Raw genomic sequence first — 19,561 nt, forward strand, 5'->3', positions numbered from 1 at the left:
GTACCTTAATATTGCACTTATAAGCTTTTTAAGTCAAGTTTTGTTTTCTTTCGTTTTTCCTCAGGAAATATCTCACCATGTAGATACAGTAGCACAGAGCAAATATCCAGGCCAGAGGATTTGCCAGGCAGACCGCTGTAAAACCGGCTCCATGAACGGCCAGCCAGCCTCCCAGACTCCTTCCTGCCAGCTCCCAGACTCCTGAGATAATGGCGTGAAAGCTGTAGCCCATTCCCTGAAGAGTATTTCGGAAAACCATCAAAGAGCCGTGGAATATAAACAGGCAGCTCACAATAAACAAATACCGCCCGGCCTCTGCACTGATTTCCGGCTGGGCTTCTCCCAGGACAATCTGTACCAGCAGCCCATTCATCCCCAGCAAAACTGCCCAGATTACGGCACAGTAGACCAGTTGTATCACCATACCCTGTTTGATTCCCTGCCGTATCCTTTTCAGCTTTCCGGCTCCAAAATTCTGTCCGGCATAGGTGGCAATGGCCATTCCCACACTCTCCATAGGCAGGGTAAACATCTGACGGATCTTCTCTCCTGCTGTCTGGGCCGCCACTGCTCCGCTTCCCAGGGTGTTAATGGAATTCTGCAGGATTACCGCCCCTATGGCAGACACAGAATACTCAAAACCCATAGGAAGGCCCACCACGCAGAGGCGTTTTATATGAGGAAGAGAAGGTTTCATCTGGCTCTTTTTCCCCTGTATCATATCCATACGCCGAAACATCCACCACACATTTAAGACTCCGCTGACAAACTGACTGAACACCGTAGCTGCCGCAGCTCCCGACACACCCATATGAAAAAATGCAATGAGAACATAGTCCAGGATTACATTTAGCACACTGGAAAACAGCAGAAAATAAAAAGGGTGTCTGGAGTCTCCCATTGCCCGCATTACGCTGGCAGAATAATTATAGAGAACACTTGCAGGTATTCCTGCAAACAAAATTACAATATAGGCCCTGGCCATAAAAAAAATCTCTTCCGGCGTGTTCATGATCGCCAAAAGAGTATCTGTCAGCAGAACAGAACCAAGAGACAAAAACAGGCTGATAAGCAGGCAGATCCAAGTCCCATTCCACAAATACCGGCACATTTCATCTCGTTCCTTAGCTCCGTAGCTCTGAGCCACAGGTATGCCGAAGCCTACACATGCCCCCTGAACAAAGCCTAATATGAGAAAGTGGAGAGAGGATGTAGCTCCTACCGCCGCCAAAGCATCTGTGCCCAGGCACCGTCCTACAATTACAGTATCTGCAAAACTGTAAAGCTGCTGAAAAATCGTACCGAACACCAGAGGTATCGAAAATATTAAAATCTGTCTTAATGGATGACCTGTGGTCAGATCCATGGTCTTTTCTTTGCTTTCCATAACACTCTTCTTCCTTCTTTTCCTTATTCTAAAAGGATTATAGCATTGACTTTTTCAGCAGTAAAATATATGATTTTAATTAATTCATAGTTTAAAACTATATATCATTTCAAATCAAAGGTCCTGAATGGACATTCAGGAAAGGAGAACATCATGACCCTTGACCAGTTGAAATATTTTGAAACCGCTGCCAATACGCTCCACATAGGAAAGGCGGCGCAACTGTTAAATATCTCTCAGCCCAGCCTGAGCATTTCCATAAAAAAGCTGGAGGCCGAGCTGGAAGTTCCTCTGTTCCAATCGGAGGGCAGAGGCATCGCCCTTACCTCCTACGGGAGAGAGCTGCTTCCCTATGCCCGGAGCATCCTCCAGCAGACCGAAGCCGCCAAAAAACATCTGAAAAAAGAGGCAGACAAGCTGAATATGGAAATCCATTTCGCCTATACTGCCTCTATCGCATATCTTTGTATCCCCCGCCTTTTTCGTGACTTTATGGCTGCCACAAAGGGCAAATATCTGATCTACTCTGATGAAATGCCCAGTGATAAAATCGCCGAAGGTATCAAAGAAGGGCGCTTTGATCTGGGCATCTGTTCCCGGATAGAACCTGATCCGGATATTGTCCAGATTCCTATAATCTATCAGCCTTTTGTCCTGATCCTTCCGTCCTCCGCTCCCTATGCAGGTCTGGACTTTGCCACCCCAGAGGATATCCAGGAGATTCCCTTTGTCTCCTATCTTACCGATTATCCCATGTACCGCCAGGTCTCTGGCCTGTTTCAGAAGTATGGCCTGACTCCTCAGATTACTCATTTTGCCTACAGCGAAGACTCTATCGCCCAGCTTGTCTCCCAGGAACTGGGAATCTCTATTGTAGCGGAAACAGAATCCCTGGCTTCCTATGAAAATATCCGTATCCTCCGTCCTTCCTGGCTTACAGATGGGCGTTATCTCTATCTTACTTACCATCGCCTCCGTCATCAGGGAGACGGGGCCCGGGCTATGACAGAGTTTATTAAAAATTCCTTTTCGTAACCGTACTTTCAGGAAGCTGTTATTCTCTTTTTGTTTTTACAGATTCTTCCAGCTCTCGTGCATATAGATCCCTCTTCTCTCCAGCTCTTTAAAGATCAGTTCCGGCTCAAAAGCGTCTTCCGGGATCAGGATGCCGGTTCCTTTTACATTGCCTTTTGCAAGCTGTTCTGCTGCTATAGCAAGAGGGATCCCCACATTTCTGGTATATGCCCGGAGACCTTCCCAGCCTTCCACGCTGCCGTCAGAAGCCGGATGGGTGTGATAAATAATTCCCTGTTTTTTCACCCCGTCTTTGTAGCCCACCACTTCTACATGAAGGGCATATCCGTATAATTCTGTGGTCTTTCCTTCTTCGCTGTCCACCAGATAATTGCCGATAATACTCATCAGGCCCTTCTCTGTATCTCCTACTTTTACCACCGGATTTTTCAGGATACCGTAGTCATAAAGGCCTCTTACCAGAGTCATATTCTGCTTGGGCCAGGTACCTCTCACCTCGATGAGACGGACCCCTTTGTCCTTTAAAGCCTGAGCCAGAGTAACGGTCTCGGAATGGGGAATGATATACTGAGTGGTCTTTCCGTAAGGCTGGGGCAGGTCGATCTCCCTTGGACGGGCAAAAGGAGGCACCTGAATAAATTTTCCGTCTTCAAATACCACACGGCTTTTCAAGTTCGGGTCATATTCATAAGTAGTAGTCTCTGTAATGGACTTTGAAAAAGCAAATGGACGGAAGGCGCCGTGAGACACATAAACTTCTTCTCCGCTATCAGCTTTGCTGTAATGATTCCCGTAGATTCCCGGACTACGTTTACCGTAATGTCCGGATATGTTTCATTAAACTTTGCCAGATAATCTGACACCTGCTCGTCTTCCAGTGCTGTATACACTGTGATCTCACCGGAATCCGCCTTCTGGGCACTTCCGCCTTCAGAGGTCTCTGTGCCGGCCTCCTGGGAACCTGCAGTCTCTGCTGTAGTCTCGCCGCTCTGGCTGCTTCCTCCCCCAGAACAGCCTGCAAAAGCAGCTGCCGTCAAAGCTCCGATCAGGGCAATACAGATTTTTTTCTTCATAACACACTCTCCTTTTCATCTTTTACTTTTCATGTTTCATTCTTCAGATTTCTGATCCGGCAGTTTCCTTTCCAGAATTTTCTCCGGAAGTTCCCGCCTTGTTCCTTGCACCTTGGATTATAGGTGTCTGCTGTAAAAACAAAAATCACAGGGAAGTTAAGATTCCTCAAAGAATCCTCTTCTCTGTGATTTTCGCCTTGTAGTTTTTCTACCCGTCTTTTAAAACCGGCTGTCTCTTTCATAGACCAGATCCTGTATGTTTTTCCAGCTGTTATTCAGCTTCTCTGCATAATAGTCGTAATTCTTCAGGAAAACCCCCAGATACAGCATATCCACCAGGGAGATCTGGGCGCTTCTGGAAAAAATGGCATTGCCGTACATATACTGGGTATTTTCTGTGCATAAAATAATATCTGCATACTTGTTGATCAGGGCCTGCTGATAATTGGTGATAGCTATGGTCATGGCCCCCGATTCTTTTGCGCAGCGCAGAGCATCCACTGTATGCCGGGACTGGCCGGTATGGGAAATCCCTATGGCCACGTCCCGCTCTGTCAGGTTCTTGGCGTTGACCTTCTGCATATAGCCGTCTTTGTTAAAATATACCTGCTTTCCGATATAAGTCATTTTTGTAGCAAAATCCTCAGCTGTGCAGGAGGAATTTTCTACTGCATACACGGAAATGTTCTCTGCCTTTTCCAGGGCATTTACCGCCCGGACAAATTCATAGGAAGACAAAGCCTTTAAGACCTCCTCCAGGTGGCGGATATTGGTCATGATCACTTTTGCCGGGATATCCACGATCCGGTCTTCCTTCTGCACCGGATAATTCAGGATTTCCGCCGGATCCGGCTCTTCCTTTTTTCTGGCATATTCCTCCAGGACCTTATTCTTCAGCTCCCGATAGCCTTTAAGTCCCAGGGCCCTCGCAAACCGGATCACCGTAGGCTGGCTGACTCCCGCTGCCTGGGCGAACTCCTCAATGGTCCAATCCAGGATCCTCTTATCTTCATTCAGAATAGTTTCCCTTTTGATTTTTTCCATACAGATATTTTTCATTTTTACAAAAAAAGATATGGAAAAATATCTTTTCTCCATTCCCCCGGAATGTTGAAAGACATTTTACCATATCTTTATTTAAATCCTATAAATACTGGGTAAAATCTACATAAAATGCAGAAAAACTACGAAGAAGGACTTTTATCCCAGAAGCTTTCTCACCATCTCCCCGTCAAAAGCCACTGACTTCATATGGTCTACTTCTATCTGGTACAGGGCATTGGCCGCAATGTGCTCCGCCGCCTGCTCCAGGTCACGGATGCCGCTGGTGTTCTTATGCAGCTCGATCACTGCCTCCAGTCCCTCCGGGGTCAGGGTACACTCCTTCTCCTCCATGCCGATCCGCTTCAGTACCTTTGGAAGAGCATATTTTGAGAAGATCACCTTTTTCTCCTCTGCCGTATAATCCGGGATCTCAATCACTGCAAACCTGGACATAAGAGGGGCACTGATCTGATCCTTATCATTAGCTGTGGCAATAGGATAAACTCCTGATGTGGGGATCATACACTCCATATAGTTGTCTGTAAATCCCAGGTTATCCAAAAGGGTCAGGAGTACATCCGCCGGATTGCCGTTTCCTTTTCCGGAAGCCGCCTTATCAAGCTCATTGATAATAAAGACCAGATTGGACTCTCCGGCCATGGAAAAAGCCTCCATGATGATCCCCGGCTTTGCATTGGCGTAGATCCTTGAACTCCCGGTAAGCTGTTCCGGGTCATTGATGGAACTCATATCCAGGGTAGTCCAGGGCAGCTTCAGGATACGGGCCACTGCATAAGCGATCTGAGATTTTCCCGTTCCTGCGGGACCGATGAGCAGAAGGCCATAGGCAGGCAGAGTATGGGTGCGGTTGATCTGAATAATGGTCTCAATAATCCTCTGCTTCACAAATTCCATGCCGTACAGCTCTTCATCCAGAATCCGCCGGGCCTCCGCCGGGTCAATAGCCTCGAAATAATTACCTTTCCACTGGATATTCATCATAATGGAAAGGGCTCTCTGGGCGTGGCGCCGCTCCTCTGGCGACACCTCATTGGACTTGGCAACAGCCAGATTTCTTCTGGCCCAAAGACGGATATTATCCGGCAGAGTCCTTCCTGCACAGTTCATAAAATCCGTAATACTCTGAATACTGGTCAGTTTCATGCTGTCCCCTGTTTCTTCTTCGTCTTCATCCGGGATTTCCTGAGATGGAGCGTCACTGGCCAGCAGCCGTTCAATCATAAACTGCAGAAATCCATCCTCTGCTGAAAGCTTCACCCCTCCGCCAAAGGCAATCTCTCGAATCTTGTATACTGCATACTTATCCCCTTTTACAGCTCCGGAAAGCCGCACATTAATGTGGTTTTCTCCCAGCCATTTCAGAAGACTGACAAAACGGGCATCTATTTCCAGGATATCCTCGCTGACAGTCCCCTCCTCTCCTTTAAACTCAAAGGCTGTCCGCCGGATGGGATTAGTAAAGATACCGTTGGAATGATGGACAAGCTTCCCCGACTTGTTGTCCAGGACCAGGATAGGATGCCCCGGAGAACTTTCCGGGCAGTTGGTATAAAAGACTTTATAGGTACATTCAGGAACCTTTTGGTCCTCCGGTGAGTTATTAAAATCAAAAACTGGCATAGTGTACTCCTTTTACAATGAAATATCCATATTTCGTTCAGTGTACCATAAAATCTATCATGAAACAATCCGGCAGCGTCCGTTTGCATCCCCCTTTTTAAATCATACCGTCCCTCAGAACATCATAATCCCGCAGGACCTTTTCGATTACTGTCCCTTTAATAAAATGCAGCACCGGCTTCTTCAATCCGTTAAGAGGTCCGGGAAGCCGGATCTCCAGAGGGGATTTTCCGTCCATCAGGCATATGCTGCTTTTCAGAAGTTCCCGTATATCATAGACACTTCCCCAAACCTCCGGTACGCCTCTGTCAATACCCAGAAGCCCGTAGACAGCCTCCATAGCTGTGCGGACAGAATATTCTGTGGTAAATACTGTATCTCTCGGCGTATCTGCAAACTGTCCGAGAAAAGCAAAGTTTGTACAGCCTTCCGGAATCACCTCTGGCCGGTCTCCCTTAGTCCTTGGCATAAAAAAGGCTGTGATATAGGGCATCATCGTAGGAACACATACCGCACTGTTTTCTGCCAGATCCGGGATCTGGTCGGCAGGAACTCCTAAGTGATAAAGCCATTCCTGGGTGATTTCTTTTCCTGTGCAGGCTTTCATCGGTTTTTTCACATAGTTCCCCGGAACATCGGTAAAAAGTCCATAGACCCAGACGCAGACTTTCCCCGGATCCTGATCTTTAAACTGCCCCTGCCGGTTAATCGTCCAGCTCAGCAGCCAGTTGGAATCCACACAGCTTACAATTCCTCCGGTCACCACTTTTCCTGTCTGGGGATCTCTCTTGCAGATATTCGTGATATATGGAAGGATCCGGTCATCCAGGGTGGTAATCGTCGCAGATTCCCAGTTGGTCTTCCCAATATCTGAGCAGAACTTCTCAGGCCGTCCAAATGCCGGATCCTGTCTGGCAATATTTTTCCACAGGTTCCAGCAGCCGCTGGTACGTACCTGCGCATCGCCGTTAGGCGCATGCTCCTGGTCCCCATAAATCGTACCTTCCGTACAGCTTCCATTGGTTACAAAAACAAGATCCTTTTCTGTAAGAAGAATTCCCTTTTCCACTCCTTTGACCCTGCATTCAATAGCCGTGGCCCTTTTCTTCCCCTCTTTGATCTCGAAAACCACATTGGTCACTTCTGTATGGAACTGGAAATCCACACCAGCCTGCTCCAGGTATCTCTGCATAGGCAGAATCAGAGATTCATACTGGTTGTAACGTGTAAATTTCAGAGCACTGAAGTCCGGCAGCCCTGCAATATGGTGGATAAATCTCTGAAAATACAGCTTCATTTCCAGGGCGCTGTGCCAGTTCTCAAAGGCAAACATAGTCCTCCAGTACAGCCAGAAAGTTGAGTCAAATACTTCCTCGTCAAATACGTCCTCAATAGTCTTGTCATACAGGTCCTCATCTTCTGTCAGAAACAGCTTCATGATCTCCATACAGCCCTTCTGGCTTAAGTTAAATCTTCCATCTGTATGTGCATCTTTTCCCCGGTCTTTAGTTGCACGGCACAGAGAATAATTGGGATCGTGTTTATTCAGCCGGTAGAATTCATCCAGCACAGAAAGTTCCGGATCTTCCAGGGAAGGAATGCTGCGAAAAAGATCCCAGAGGCATTCAAAATGATCTTCCATTTCTCGTCCGCCCCGCATGATATAACCCCTGGAAGGGTCGAAAATCCCATCGCAGGCTCCTCCTGCAATGTCCATGGCTTCCAGAATATGGATCTGTTCTCCCGGCATCTGTCCGTCCCGGACCAGGAAGCAGGCCGCTGCCAGAGCCGCCAGTCCGCTGCCTACAATATAGGCATTCTTTTCCTCCACGCCTTCCGGCTTCTCCGGCCTGGCAAAAGCTTCATAATTTCCGCTGCTGTAATAGATTCCTTTCCGGTTTTTCTCATGTTTTCCAAGTTCTGTATTCCTGTATCCTGCTCCTGGTTCAGTGCCGGCTCTGTCCTTTTCTTTTCTCTCCTTCTTTTTCCCTGCTTCCGGTCCTTCAGATCCTTTTACCTTTCGTACCAGATAAGCTGCTCCTGCGCCTGCCGCTGCTGCGGAGACAATCCCGATTGCTGCAGATTTTTTTGCCATAGATTATACCGCCTTTCTAAATTCAGATATCCGCTGATGCAGATTTTGCTGTGTTTTCATATGTTTTTCTATGGACTTATCCTACGTCAATCCACCATACATTTCCATTTACAGAATAAAGGAAATGTTCAGTTTTTTATCATTTCCGGTATTTTGTAAAATTATCAATGGAATGAGCGATGGTTCCATGAAGGATAATACAGACCGCATCCACAGTCTCCCTGTAATCTTCTTTCATTCCCTTCTGGATCCAGTCCAGCATGATCCCCACAAAACTATATTTATAAAAATCTGCGATAAACCGCTTTTCTTCTTCCGTCACAGACTTTTCCTGCGCCTGTTCTTCCACAACGCCCAAAATCAGATCTGATGTCAGCCCGAAAAGGAATTTCTCGATCTTTTCTCTGTCCAGGGCACGGAAGGCATTCAATACAAAAGGCCGGTTCTCATATACAGCTTCAAAGATCTGCAGCAGCCCCTGCTGCCAGGTCCTATAGGTTTTCTTTCCCTCCAATGCTTTAGCAGCATCCTCCACACAGGCCCACTCTACCAAGTCATAAATGTCTTTAAAATGGTAATAGAATGCCATGCGGCTGATCCCGCAGTCCTCTGTAAGATCCCGGATCGTAATCTTATCCAGGGGTTTTGTGAGCATCATTTTTTTCAGTGAGGATTCTAAGGCGTATTTTGTGATATTTGACATTTTTAAAACTCCTGCTTTCTTCATCTTCAGTCCTATTGGAAACTATATTTTACCATATCTCTGACAAGAGAAAATCATGGAGATGAACAATCCGAATACCATTTTCTATCCCCACATCCATGCTATTGGTGGTTACCACATACTTGGGATAATGGTCCTGGATTTCCATCAGATTTCCCACCTCGCGGTCTGAATTTTCAGGAAGCTGTACACAGACCTGAACGTAAATTTTTTCATTCCGACGTACTCCAATAAAATCAATTTCTTTTGTTCCGTTCTTTCCAATATAAACATCATAGCCCCGACGTTTCATCTCCAAGAACACGATATTTTCCAGGACACCGTCAAGCATCTTCCGGTTATATCCTAAAAGACAGTATTTTAAAGTTACATCAGCAAGATAATATTTCTCTTGGGTCTTTAAAATGCTTTTTCCCTGAATGTCATAACGATGGCAGGGATAAATGATAAATGCCTGTTCAAGCCATCGGATGTAATTATAAATGGATTCCACCGACACAGTACGGTGCTCACTTTTCAGAAACTTTGCAATAGAATTGGCAGAAAAAGTCTTTCCCATATTTTCAATGAGGTACTTTACAATGCGGTCAAAAAGATCCTGTCGATTAATCCGATGACGCTTCACAATGTCTCTGGAAATAACCGTATGGTAGATACCATTTACAATCTGATAGGCATTCTGTTCATCATATCTTCCAAGAGCAATAATCGGAAATCCACCAAAACGAATATACTCTTCCAGTAATTCCTTAGAGGAGCGGGAATCCTCCTTCTTAAACGTCAGATATTCTTTAAAAGACAGGGTATAAACAGGGATGGACACAAATCGCCCTGTTAGATAAGTTGACAATTCACTGGACATTAATTTAGAGTTAGAACCAGTCACATAAATGTCTACATCCTGCCCTTCCATAAGGCTGTTCACACACCGCTCCCAGCCTTTGATCTCCTGTATCTCATCCAATAGAAGATAGCAGCGGCCCTTCCCCTGAATTCTGCTAATCAATTCTTCATATACGGCCTTCGCAGAAATGTCTTCAGGAATATCCATCTCCGTATATCGTTTCTGTATAATACGTTCATCTGGAATGCCCCGGCTGCGAAGTTCTTCCGCAAGCATTTCAAATATTGTTGATTTACCGCATCTTCTGACGCCAGCAAGAATTTTTACTAAAGGCTGGTCCATAAAAGGTTTTATCGCCTGAATATAGTCTGGTCGAATAATCATATTTGTCCCTCCTTCCACCAAAGATTGAAACAACTTAAGGGAATAACGAAAACAATTCTATATATAATATTCTTATTATACCCAAAAAATACTTTTAAAACAATGTTTTTTCTTGTTTAACCTTAAAAACTTATTTGATTTTATTATTTTTTCAGAACAGAACGTTTATACTCAGGACAAGAGGAGCGGCAGTTGATGTGGAGCAGCCAGTAATAACGTAATCCGCCACACCACTTGTTGCTTTTTTAGTTATCAAAATTAAAAAACACAAAAAATTTTCTGCTCAGAATGTCATTATTTGTCATTCTCAGCCGGTATAGTATGTGTATCAGATACCTGCATGAGCAAGTAACCAGCAGTTCAATGCATCTATTGACAGGTGTGCTATACTGAACATTAATGTAACTAAGAAAACAATTCTCTCAGAAAGGAGGCTATTATCATGACACAGAATTGCAATTCAAACACAAGTAACTTAATAGCAAGAGGTATGGTTATCCTTTCTTCTATTTGTAAATAACAGGCTTATTCTGTCCATTTCAAATGAAGACTTCATAGAATTTCCGTCACCTTTTGCTTAGACAATCGGGAGGCTATTTTTATACCCGCATAGAAACAATAGAAAAGGAAATGATTATGGAGACTATCAAAGGAGCATATACTTCTGCTCAGATTTTTACAACACGCAACAAAGAAACTGCCGTTGACCAATATGCCATCTCACAGCTCCAGATGATTTGTGATCAGGAAAGTTCTAAGGGATGCCGTATCCGTGTAATGCCTGATGTGCATCCGGGCAAGGTTGGAACCATCGGTCTGACCATGACTATTGGAAAAAAAATTATCCCGAATCTCATCGGCATTGATATCGGCTGCGGTATGACCCTGGCACAAATCAAGGGGAAGAAAATTGAATATCAGAAATTAGATACGGTAATCAGAGACTGCATCCCCTCCGGATTTAACATCCGAACCAAAGCTCACAGATTCACAGAGGAATTTAATTTTGATGCACTCAGATGTGCAAAGCATATTCGCACAGACAAAGCGGTCTTAAGTTTGGGCAGCCTTGGAGGCGGTAATCATTTCATTGAGGCAGATAAGGATGATATCGGAAGTCTCTATATCGTGATACACTCCGGAAGCCGTCATCTCGGTAAGGAAGTCACTGAATATTATTTGAATGAAGGCCAGAAAATCCTAAAAGACAAAGGAATTAACATTCCTTATGAAATCACCTGGCTGGAAAATGAACTTATGGAGGACTACCTTCATGACCTGCAGATTGTTCAGGCATTTGCTTCTCTTAACAGAGATATCATTCTGGATGAACTCGTAAAAGGCATGAAATGGAAAATTTTGGATAGTTATGAATGTATTCACAACTATGTAGATACTTCCCCGAAGACCTTGGATACCTTTGTATCTCCCATGCTTCGTAAAGGAGCCATCTCTGCAAAGAAAGATGAAAGGGTTATCATTCCCATCAACATGTGCGATGGAATCCTTCTTGGAACCGGACTTGGCAATACCGAATGGAACTGCTCTGCTCCTCACGGCTCCGGAAGAATCATGAAACGCAAGGAGGTAAAACAAAACTTTACCGTATCTACCTTCAAATCAAAAATGAAGGGAATCTATTCCAGTTGCATCAGTAAAGAGACTTTAGATGAAGCTCCTTTCGCTTACAGAGACTTAGAAGATATTGCTGATGTCATTGGTGAAACCGTAACGATCGACCGTATCCTCCGCCCTGTCTACAACTTCAAGGCCGGTGGAAACTAGAAAGTACAAGATAATGAGCAAATATAGAGAAACAATATAACGAGAAGCAACGCAGTAAATATACTGCCTGATTTAGAAAGGAACTTTGTATGAATTTGCCGATTACCGTCACTCAAGGTGACTTATTGGAAATATTATTAAATATTTCACCAAGCCGTCCGGTATTCATCTGGGGTGCCCCCGGCATTGGCAAATCTGCTCTTGTGGAGCAGTTTGCTGCTGAGATTGGACTTCCCTGCGTATCACTCCTTGGAAGCCAGCTGGCGCCGGAGGATATCATCGGAATCCCCCAGATAAATGGAGAAACCTCAGAATTTCTTCCTCCGAAAATGATTGCAAGAAAAGAGCCCTATGTGCTTTTTCTGGATGAGCTGAATGCCTGCTCCCAGGAAGTGCAGAAAGCCTTCTACTCGCTCATTCACGAAAGAAGAATTGGAGAATATCATCTTCCGGAAGGCAGCATAGTGGTAGGTGCCGGAAACAGAGCGCAGGATAGTGCCATTGTAAAAACCATGTCCTCTGCTCTCATCAACCGCATGTTTCATGTACAAATGAAAGCAGATGCAAGACAGTGGATCAAGTGGGCACAGGAGAATCACCTACATCCCTGGGTCATCGACTATATTATCCAGAGACCGGATCATCTTTTCTCTGAACCGCCCAAAACTGAAGAGCCCTTTTCCACTCCCAGATCCTGGCATATACTCAGTGATGCCCTCATAGAGTATGGGGCAGGAAAAAGAGAGCTTTCCGGTGATACATTGAAAATACTTGCTTATGGCAGCCTCTCTCCTTCCCATGCGGGAATGTTTTTGGCCTATACCAAGAGTTTGTCTAACAGCCATATGCTGGAAGATATCATTGCTAAAAAAGAAAAATGGCCTGCAAAAGCAAAGGACAGAGATATTCTCTACTTCCTTGCTCAGTCTTTCCGAGCAAAGCTGATCACCGATCTTCCAAAAAGTAAGCAGGACATTTCCGGAAATATGCTCTCTTTCGTATACAGAGTAAAGGAAATGATTAAGGAACTCTCTACTATTAATTTTGAGATTGCACAAATGGTGGTTGCGTCCGATGACGAGAGCCCCTTTCCTGACTGGTTTATGGTAGAGGTCATCCGTGATCTTCCAAGATTAGTAAACACTAAATAAAGGAGTTCATTATGGCTTATTTAAGAAGAAAATACTATTACAGAGACAAGGATGTGCCCAAAGAACTCTCTTCTCTTTATGCCGGATTTGACAGCCTGAATAATCATCCTCTCTTCTCACAACTAAAAGGGGAGATTTTCCCAAAGACCTCTCATCTGAATGGGAAAGGAGCTTTTTGCTGTGTCACCAAAGGCGGAGAGATTTTTTCAAACATAGCCTCTGGCCTGGACGCTAATGAATGGACTTATGCTCTGGCACACAGTCTGCTCCATCTGGCCTTTGGTCATTTCGATAAGGATAGGATGCCTCAGGAAGCAAAGGTTTATCCCGGTGTATGGAACAAGGCCTGCGATATCTATGTCACCAGATTTCTGGCAGACATTGGATTTGGGAAACCACTATTTCCGGATCCTGCGACGAAATATTCCATCCGGCTGAATGATGAGATCAAAATCTATAACTATCTCCTGAAAACCGAGGGAACAATGCCCAAGCAATCCCTGGGACTGAACACAACAGAAGCCTTAGATATGATTGGACTAAGTGCCCCTATCTTCTACAAAAAAGGAGAGAAAAATGAATATGCAGAGGCCTTTTCCCATGCCATTACCCACTCCATAAAGAAAGCTGTCAGTGAGGTGGGTGGACATGACTTTGGCAAGAAAAAAGACACCATAGTGACCAAAGCTGCCGAATGGTTTCTGGCTCACTACCCCTTGCTTGGGGGACTGGCTTCCTCCTTCAAGATCATCGAGGATGTTGACCTCTGCCACAAATATGAAATCCACATTGCTGCAGTAGATGCTAGGCAGGGAGAAATCTATGTCAATCCTTCCTGCAGACTTACTATGGAAGAATGGAAATTCGTCTTAGCCCATGAATATCTCCATGCAGGATTATGTCATCACGAAAGATGTCAGGGCAGAGATCGTTATCTATGGAACGTGGCCTGTGATTATGTCATTAATGACTGGCTTCATGAAATGAGAATTGGGGATATGCCGGAGGAAGGGCTTTTATATGATGAGGAACTCCACGCTATGTCTGCAGAAGCCATCTACGACCTGATCATAAAGCAGATGCGAAAGTTTAAAAAACATGCTACTTTCCGTGGCTATGGACAAGGGGATATCTTTGGTAATCATAGTCCCCGCTTTGAAGGACTGGGCAAAGGAATCACTCTGGATGACTTCTTTCGAAGTTCCTTAAGGGAAGGTCTGGATTATCACATTACCCATAGCAGAGGTTATCTACCGGCAGGACTCGTGGAAGAAATTCGTACTCTTTCCATGCCACCAATTCCCTGGAAAGTGCAGCTTGGCAGATGGTTCAATGAACAGTTTCCGCCCCTAGAAAAACACCGTACCTATGCGAGACCAAGCCGCCGTCAGGGATCCACTCCGGATATTCCAAGACCCAGCTATATGCTGCAGGAAAAGAATTTTGGAAGCAGAACCTTTGGCGTTGTCATTGATACCTCCGGCTCCATGTGTTCCTCCCAGATTGGATTGGCTCTGGGAGCCATAGCAAGCTATGCGGTTTCCAAAGATGTGCCTTTTATCCGAATCATCTTCTGTGATGCAGAAGCTACGGATGCCGGATATATGGCTCCGGAAGACATTGCCGGTCGAGTAGAAATCACCGGTCGGGGCGGTACCCTCCTGCAGCCCGGCATCGACGCTATAGAAAAAGCAAAAGACTTCCCTGTAACCGGTCCGATACTCATTATCACAGACGGTTACATAGAAAAAAATCTGAAAGTAAAAAGAGAACACGCTTACCTTATCCCCAGCGGTAACCGACTGCCATTTCGGGCAAAGGGCAAAGTATTCTACATGGAAAATAAAGATAAGGAAAAAGAATAATATGATTGTACTGATTAATATCTTGGTGATAAACTATATGTTCCGGTCTGGTGTCCTCCCTAGCTCTACTCGTATAGTTTGAGCATATTTTGAAGAATTTGTTTCATTTCCTCTCGCATGCTCTCCGGCCGCAGCACTTCCACCCTGCTGCCTTGACTTAGGATCCACATAATTACTCCCTTTCCATACACCTCCGCTTCGATTATACATTCATTGTCATGTTGCTCAATCACTCTCGCTGTCGGCAGCCGATCCAAAATCGGTTCCGGGTTTTCACCATAGAATTTTAAAACCACTTTCTGTAGTTTACCAGCATACATAAACTGTATTCTTTTTCTGAATTCCCCCTCTTCAAAGCGATTTGCATAGGTAACCTTAAATTTTTCATCAAGGCGTTTATACTTCTTTATTCTATCAATTCGAAAAATCGCCGGATAATTGTACTTATGAACATATTTACCATAATTATCCTTTTCAACAATATAAGCATTTAAGTAGAAATAATACTCAGAAAAAAGAATTGATATTGGCTCAACAATTCGCTTGATAGATTCTCCTGGTGCATTTGCTCTTGCATAACGTAGCGATACTAAATTATACTCATGAATATCTGAGCCAATCTCCCATAATTTATCCTGAATGTGTTCCTTATGATTCAGTTCAACATAATGATATTTTTCATTTGCAATTAAGTCACTGACAAGTTTCATATTCTTTAGCGGAACACATCCTTTTACAAGCTTATCCAAGATAATTTTCAGTTCACGTCGAGTGAATGCTCTGCTTTCCAGAAGTATTTTTGACACAGCCAGTATTTCACCGTTTGTCATCATAGAAGGTTCATCGCCAATCATTATGAAGCCTTCTTTTGTTCTATCATATACTACTTCTCTTGTATCTCTGCCATTACTCTCACTTCTATCACATAAAAAAGCTCTGATATCATCGATATCTCTCTGGATTGATCTTTCATCCACGCCAAACTTCTGTGATTCCGTTTTCTTGTTAATAACCTTCCCTTCACAAAGACGAACATACATATCTAATGTTCGCTGATTTTTTGATTCCTTACTCATGCCTTCTTTGACCTTGCTTCCTTTTGCATTACTCAAACTTCCATCTTTCTATAACTTGTCGATTTCACCAAGAGATGATTCTATAAAAACAACCTTCATTATCTTCCATAAGTTAACGATTGACTCACCTAGTTTTTCAATCTCAGCTTGTATTTCCTTATCCATTGCTGAGGTTTCTTCTCTTAGTTGATTACTTAGCTTAACCAATTGAGTTATGCTTTCTTTATGTGCAGATTTTATTTCCTCTGTCTCATTAGTAAGAAGTGTAATAGAATCGTAAACCGTGTTCAGCATATCATATATCCGCTCTACTTCTTTCTCCGCTTTTGACAGCGAACTTTCGATGCTGTCGCCTAATCCGTTAATCGATTCCGTGGTCAAACTCTCCAGTCTACTCATTGAAAATAATAACTTCGAATTCATTTCATTCAAAAGTGCCTTGAGTTCTTCTATCGATTTGCAATATGATACAGATGCATTGTGACATTGCTGAATAATCTCAGTAATCATAGCATCTCCATGGTTTCTAATTGCATCAAAAATATTTTTTGTTTGCTCATCTAAATAGGATTTAATCAGTATTTCCTTACTTTCTGCTAGCCGCTGATTCTCTTCCCGCAGGGAAACAATCTCTTCTTGCAATTTATTAATAGCGTCTTTATCCGCTAGTCCAATCTTTGACCAAAAACTCATTCTTATTCCATCTCCACTGCAGTTATAATACACTCGGCGGATTCCATAATTGGCGAACATTCATTTATGACTTCGTCCACATTAAGGCTTCCTTCTTTCGCTCGCACTTCCATCTGTTCAAGTTTATTAATATAATCTTTCATCTGCTTTTCTTGATCTTCCAAACGAATGCTCAATCTTTCAGTAAATTCTTTTTGAATGTCTTCCATATATTTCTTCAATTTTTTGTAGAAATATGTTTCTGCCTCTTCTATTATCCTGTTTGCTTCTTTATTCAAAGCAGCCTTCTTTGCCTGTCCTGGATTCATTTCCAAAACCTTTACAAATCTTCTGTCATTTTTTGAAAGACGCTCTTTAACATATTGCATAATAGTTCCGTTGAGTGTTTCTTCGGCCTGCTTCTGCTTTTCCTCAATAATTTCAATTAAATCCGGAAATCTCGCTTTTGTCTTTTTCTTTAAATCCGAGAACATTCCCTCTACACTGCTCATGCATTTTTTTTCAGATTGATTAACATCTCCCTGTATAGAATCTCTGAATTCACTTAACACTTTATCAACATCCATTTGATCTTCGACACTGCTACTAGCATAGGAGCTGCCACCTAATTTATCGTTGACCCAATCAACAGCTCTTTCAATCTTATCTGCAACCCAATCTATAAAAAGTCCAAAAAGTCCCATGTTTTATCTACCTCTCCTTTCCAGATCAGTAATAACACACATAATCCCTTTTTCCAACTGCTCAGCTGCATTACGAATTTCTTGATTTGCTGACTCCATTTTTTGTTTTTCAGCCAGAGCCTCATCTAATTGTCTCTTTAATTCTTCTGCTCCGCTTTCAGCCAAAGAAATTGCTTTAAGTTGCTTATTAACAGCTGACTCGCTTATTTCTTTTATGCGCTCTTTACATCTGCCAAAGCCCCTTTCAATTCCTGCAACTTTCAGTTCCCTATGCTTAGCGATTAAGGTATCCTCTAATTTCTTTCTTAAGAACTCAATTCCTGCGTTTTGTTTTACTTTTGCAAGATTATCTTGCTCATATGGTAATTTATTTATATCATACCTGCGGCTATTTAAGGTTCTCTTCACAAAGCTCTCTAATGCAGAATAATCGTTATCAGAAAATGCAGCCGGATCACTTCTCTGATCCGCATCAAGACTAATCCATTTATTTAACAATAAATCCATTTTTGCAGATGTAAGAATAATTCTGCTTCTGGCAGCCCTATTATTCTCATATCTCCTTGCACCAACCAATTTCTTAACCCATAAGGATACAACTTTTTCACAGTCTTCTTCTGTATCTTTCAAGTCCTTTTGCGTTGCAACAATATATGCCTTCTTTGTATCCGTGCAGTCAAGAACAGTAGTTATAATTTCATTTCCTTCTGCCGTTAATGCAGCTGTTGGAACTGCAATTAACACAGCATCTGCCTTCTTAATATATGCTCTGGTAATGTCTGACCTGTACTTTACAGGGTCCTTTAATCCCGGAGTATCAACAAATACAACTTCTTTTGGCATATTGAAAATAGATGTATCAACCCCCACCTCGACCTCTGCCACAAACAAATGATCATAATCTCTTGACGAAGTATATTTCTTAACATTCCTACGGAGTTCTGCGACATCGCTGCATGTTATATATAATTCTTTATGATTGACCCATTTCTTTTCAAGTCCTGCAATTTCCGGCTGCTCTATCATATGTCTCAAACTGTCTTTTCCAACATTTTTGCTTTTCAAAGCACTGTTTTTCAGTTTGCTCCACTCTTTTTCATTCTGAAAACGAATCTTTACATAATATCCAGTAGTTGATCTGAATTTCGTTAATGCTGCTGTCTCTGGATTTACTTCAACTGATGCAATTTCCTCTCCCATTAATGCATTCATCAGAAACGATTTTCCGGCTTTCATAACACCTACAATCGCAATTTGAAACTCTTCGCTCTTGCATTTATTAATAAGGCTGTCAATATCTTTAACCAACTCATCTGTAAACCCAGGAATTTTTCCAAGTTCTGCCATAAGTTTAACTTTACGCATAACACGGGCTTTCTTTCTGGCTACTACGCTCCATGCAATGTCTTCAAAATCATCTTCGGAATTAATTATCTTTGATAATTCGCCCAATATTTTCCTGGTTTCCTCACTCATATTGTCAGTTTTTAGTGAATGGATTTCTCCGCAATATGGGCAGATTCTCTGCCAGGAAAGAATCTCCCTCTGGCATTTCGGGCATCTCTCTCTGGCAAACTGTTCCACCTTTGAGATTCGAGTCTCTTGCTCAAGAAGTTTCTCTTTATACTGTTTGTAAAAAGCTACGATTGCTTTTCTTATCATTAAAACACCCGCAGCAACCTCATTTTGATTTTCTTTTAATTCTAGATATACATCACTAATTCTGTCATTAACTGCGAGCATAAGTTTTCGGTTATTATTACACTCTGCCATAACACGATTAATTACGCCTTGCGCAGCATACAACGCATTAGTTTGATCTTTTAAAATTGAGTCGCGTAATTTCTGATTCTTTCCTGTGAAATTTCCAATTAGCCGCTTGAATATTCCTTGATCACTTAATGCGGTTGACCTGCTTTCAGCCGATGCCAAAAGTGTTGTACACTCTACGGTTAATTCACATATCTCTTCCATATTATTTTTAGAGGAAGCAACTATCTTTTCTATAAGTGAATTTATTTCCGTTTCACTGACGTCTGTCAGCATAGAGGAAGATATTATATTTAGTTCTTCAGCCATGA

At 43.1% G+C, this 19,561-nt stretch carries 16 protein-coding genes; 4 read left to right on the plus strand and 12 right to left on the minus strand.

Annotation, left to right across the window (positions count from 1 at the left end; genetic code table 11):
• Positions 1-28: 28 nt before the first annotated feature.
• A complete protein-coding gene (locus tag B5G00_RS13100) occupies positions 29-1,387 on the minus strand; it encodes an MATE family efflux transporter (protein WP_087273455.1) in 1,359 nt (452 codons plus the stop codon).
• Between the two features lie 153 nt (positions 1,388-1,540).
• On the opposite strand from B5G00_RS13100, the gene B5G00_RS13105 reads away from it, so the two are divergent.
• Complete coding sequence (locus tag B5G00_RS13105) at positions 1,541-2,422, plus strand: LysR family transcriptional regulator (protein ID WP_087273457.1); 882 nt, start codon at positions 1,541-1,543, stop codon at positions 2,420-2,422.
• 36 nt (positions 2,423-2,458) lie between these two features.
• Here the strand turns inward: B5G00_RS13105 and B5G00_RS13110 are convergent, their stop codons facing one another.
• The 7 genes from B5G00_RS13110 to B5G00_RS13140 all read right to left on the minus strand — a co-directional run bounded on the left by B5G00_RS13110 (position 2,459) and on the right by B5G00_RS13140 (position 10,227).
• Positions 2,459-3,172 carry a saccharopine dehydrogenase C-terminal domain-containing protein gene (locus tag B5G00_RS13110; protein WP_206423793.1) on the minus strand — a complete coding sequence of 238 codons (714 nt, stop codon included), beginning with the start codon at positions 3,170-3,172 and terminating at the stop codon, positions 2,459-2,461.
• Entirely contained in the window at positions 3,091-3,495 is a 405-nt protein-coding gene (locus B5G00_RS19130; protein WP_204247317.1) for a hypothetical protein, read from the minus strand. Before B5G00_RS19130 ends, B5G00_RS13110 begins: the two co-directional genes overlap by 82 nt.
• A gap of 219 nt (positions 3,496-3,714) precedes the next feature.
• Positions 3,715-4,539, minus strand: coding sequence for a MurR/RpiR family transcriptional regulator (locus B5G00_RS13120; protein WP_162613506.1), 825 nt, complete (start codon positions 4,537-4,539; stop codon positions 3,715-3,717).
• 156 nt (positions 4,540-4,695) lie between these two features.
• Entirely contained in the window at positions 4,696-6,180 is a 1,485-nt protein-coding gene (locus B5G00_RS13125) for an AAA family ATPase (protein ID WP_087273465.1), read from the minus strand.
• Positions 6,181-6,277: 97 nt separating this feature from the next.
• Positions 6,278-8,275 carry an oleate hydratase gene (locus tag B5G00_RS13130; protein ID WP_087273467.1) on the minus strand — a complete coding sequence of 666 codons (1,998 nt, stop codon included), beginning with the start codon at positions 8,273-8,275 and terminating at the stop codon, positions 6,278-6,280.
• A 139-nt stretch (positions 8,276-8,414) separates the two neighbouring features.
• Complete coding sequence (locus B5G00_RS13135; RefSeq protein WP_087273469.1) at positions 8,415-8,978, minus strand: TetR/AcrR family transcriptional regulator; 564 nt, start codon at positions 8,976-8,978, stop codon at positions 8,415-8,417.
• A 49-nt stretch (positions 8,979-9,027) separates the two neighbouring features.
• Positions 9,028-10,227, minus strand: coding sequence for an ATP-binding protein (locus B5G00_RS13140; RefSeq protein ID WP_087273471.1), 1,200 nt, complete (start codon positions 10,225-10,227; stop codon positions 9,028-9,030).
• A 636-nt stretch (positions 10,228-10,863) separates the two neighbouring features.
• Here B5G00_RS13140 and B5G00_RS13145 point away from each other — a divergent pair.
• The 3 genes from B5G00_RS13145 (at position 10,864) to B5G00_RS13155 (ending at position 15,028) form a co-directional block, all read left to right on the plus strand.
• Complete coding sequence (locus tag B5G00_RS13145; RefSeq protein WP_087273473.1) at positions 10,864-12,012, plus strand: RtcB family protein; 1,149 nt, start codon at positions 10,864-10,866, stop codon at positions 12,010-12,012.
• A gap of 89 nt (positions 12,013-12,101) precedes the next feature.
• Positions 12,102-13,163 (plus strand): AAA family ATPase, encoded by a 1,062-nt coding sequence (locus tag B5G00_RS13150; RefSeq protein ID WP_087273477.1) that lies wholly within the window; start codon positions 12,102-12,104, stop codon positions 13,161-13,163.
• Positions 13,164-13,174: 11 nt separating this feature from the next.
• Positions 13,175-15,028: a vWA domain-containing protein gene (locus B5G00_RS13155; RefSeq protein WP_087273479.1), complete on the plus strand. Its 1,854-nt coding sequence runs from the start codon at positions 13,175-13,177 to the stop codon at positions 15,026-15,028.
• A 65-nt stretch (positions 15,029-15,093) separates the two neighbouring features.
• On the opposite strand, the gene B5G00_RS13160 is transcribed toward B5G00_RS13155, so the two are convergent.
• From B5G00_RS13160 to B5G00_RS13175, 4 genes are read right to left on the minus strand one after another with little or no spacing between them, the layout of a single operon-like run.
• Positions 15,094-16,140 (minus strand): helix-turn-helix transcriptional regulator, encoded by a 1,047-nt coding sequence (locus B5G00_RS13160; RefSeq protein WP_242971363.1) that lies wholly within the window; start codon positions 16,138-16,140, stop codon positions 15,094-15,096.
• Positions 16,141-16,152: 12 nt separating this feature from the next.
• Positions 16,153-16,797: a hypothetical protein gene (locus B5G00_RS13165; protein WP_087273484.1), complete on the minus strand. Its 645-nt coding sequence runs from the start codon at positions 16,795-16,797 to the stop codon at positions 16,153-16,155.
• Positions 16,798-16,799: 2 nt separating this feature from the next.
• Complete coding sequence (locus B5G00_RS13170) at positions 16,800-17,480, minus strand: hypothetical protein (RefSeq protein WP_087273487.1); 681 nt, start codon at positions 17,478-17,480, stop codon at positions 16,800-16,802.
• 3 nt (positions 17,481-17,483) lie between these two features.
• Entirely contained in the window at positions 17,484-19,559 is a 2,076-nt protein-coding gene (locus tag B5G00_RS13175) for a dynamin family protein (protein WP_087273489.1), read from the minus strand.
• Between the last annotated feature and the right edge of the window lie 2 nt (positions 19,560-19,561).

Origin of the sequence: Blautia sp. An46, assembly GCF_002161645.1 — a bacterium.
GTDB lineage: Bacteria > Bacillota > Clostridia > Lachnospirales > Lachnospiraceae > Blautia > Blautia ornithocaccae.